The sequence below is a fragment of the Nesterenkonia sp. K-15-9-6 genome (assembly GCF_052656005.1).
Map to the genome: position 1 here is coordinate 1 of NZ_JBQYEY010000056.1, position 1,415 is coordinate 1,415.

The window sequence follows — 1,415 nt, forward strand, 5'->3', positions numbered from 1 at the left end:
AGTAGTGCCCCATAGAGTGGTGTAACCCTCCCGAGGCCGTGACCATCTTCGTCTTGAACGTGGACGCGGCCATCGGGTGACCCCTTCGAGGAATCTCCTACAACCCACTCGAAAGGACATCACCACGATGACCGCTACCCATATTCTCGACCCTGCCACCGTGTTGAAGGAAGCCCTGGGTCAGGCCTCACCAGATCTGCTCCGTGATCTGCTGCAGACCATGATCAACGCCCTGCTCTCAGCCGATGCTGACGCTGTCATCGGTGCGGAGTACGGCAAGCCCAGCGCGCAGCGGACTACCCACCGCAACGGGTACCGCCACCGCGACCTCGATACCCGGGTTGGCACCATCGACGTCGCCGTGCCCAAACTCCGCCAAGGCACCTACTTCCCCGAATGGCTGCTCGAACGGCGCAAACGGGCCGAATCGGCGATGATCACCGTGGTCGCTGATGCCTACCTGGCCGGGGTCTCCACCCGCCGGATGGACAAGCTGGTCAAGGCTCTTGGCATCCATTCGTTGTCGAAGTCCCAGGTCTCCAGGATGGCCACCGACCTCGATGAACACATCACCGAATTCCGCACCCGCCCGCTGGGCGAGGCTGGCCCGTTCACCTTCGTCGCCGCTGACGCGCTGACCATGAAGGTCCGTGAAGGCGGCCGAGTCATCAACGCGGTGGTGCTGGTGGCCACCGGAGTCAACGCCGATGGGCACCGCGAGGTCTTGGGAGTCCAGGTCGCCACCGCAGAGACCGCCACCGCCTGGAACACCTTCTTCGCCGACCTGGTCGCCCGCGGTCTGACCGGAGTCAAGATGGTCACCTCCGATGCTCACGCCGGGCTGGTCGAAGCCATTGCTGCGAATCTGCCCGGAGCCTGTTGGCAGCGGTGCCGGACCCACTATGCGGCCAACCTGATGAGCGTGTGTCCGAAGAGCATGTGGCCTGCGGTCAAAGCGATGCTGCACAGCGTCTATGACCAGCCCGACCCGGCCAGCGTGACTGCTCAATTCGACCGGCTGCTGGACTATGTCGCAGAGAAGCTGCCGGCAGTTCATGATCACCTCGATACCGCCCGGGCAGACATCCTGGCCTTCACCAGCTTCCCTAAGGACGTGTGGACCCAGATCTGGTCGAACAACCCCAACGAACGGCTCAACAAGGAGATCCGCCGCCGCACCGACGTGGTCGGGATCTTCCCCAATCGCGAGGCGATCACCAGGCTGGTCGGGGCGGTGCTGGCGGAGCAGAACGATGAATGGGCTGAAGGCCGCCGATACCTCGGCCTCGAGGTCCTGGCCCGCTGCCAGACTGCTGCTGAGCACGACGACCACCACCACGAGCTTCCCGAACTCGAAGCCGCATAATCATCCAGCAACTCGGAGAACCAGTTACACCACTACAGGGGACTTGACC

1 protein-coding gene is annotated in these 1,415 nt (G+C 63.3%); it reads left to right on the plus strand.

Annotated features, from left to right (window positions below; genetic code table 11):
- Window positions 1-127 precede the first annotated feature (127 nt).
- A complete protein-coding gene (locus tag SD455_RS16585; protein WP_445508741.1) occupies window positions 128-1,366 on the plus strand; it encodes an IS256 family transposase in 1,239 nt (412 codons plus the stop codon).
- Window positions 1,367-1,415 lie beyond the last annotated feature (49 nt).

Excerpts from the sequence above, each read along its gene's own strand:
- SD455_RS16585 (WP_445508741.1), top strand. The coding sequence starts at position 128 with ATGACCGCTACCCATATTCTCGACCCTGCCACCGTGTTGAAGGAAGCC.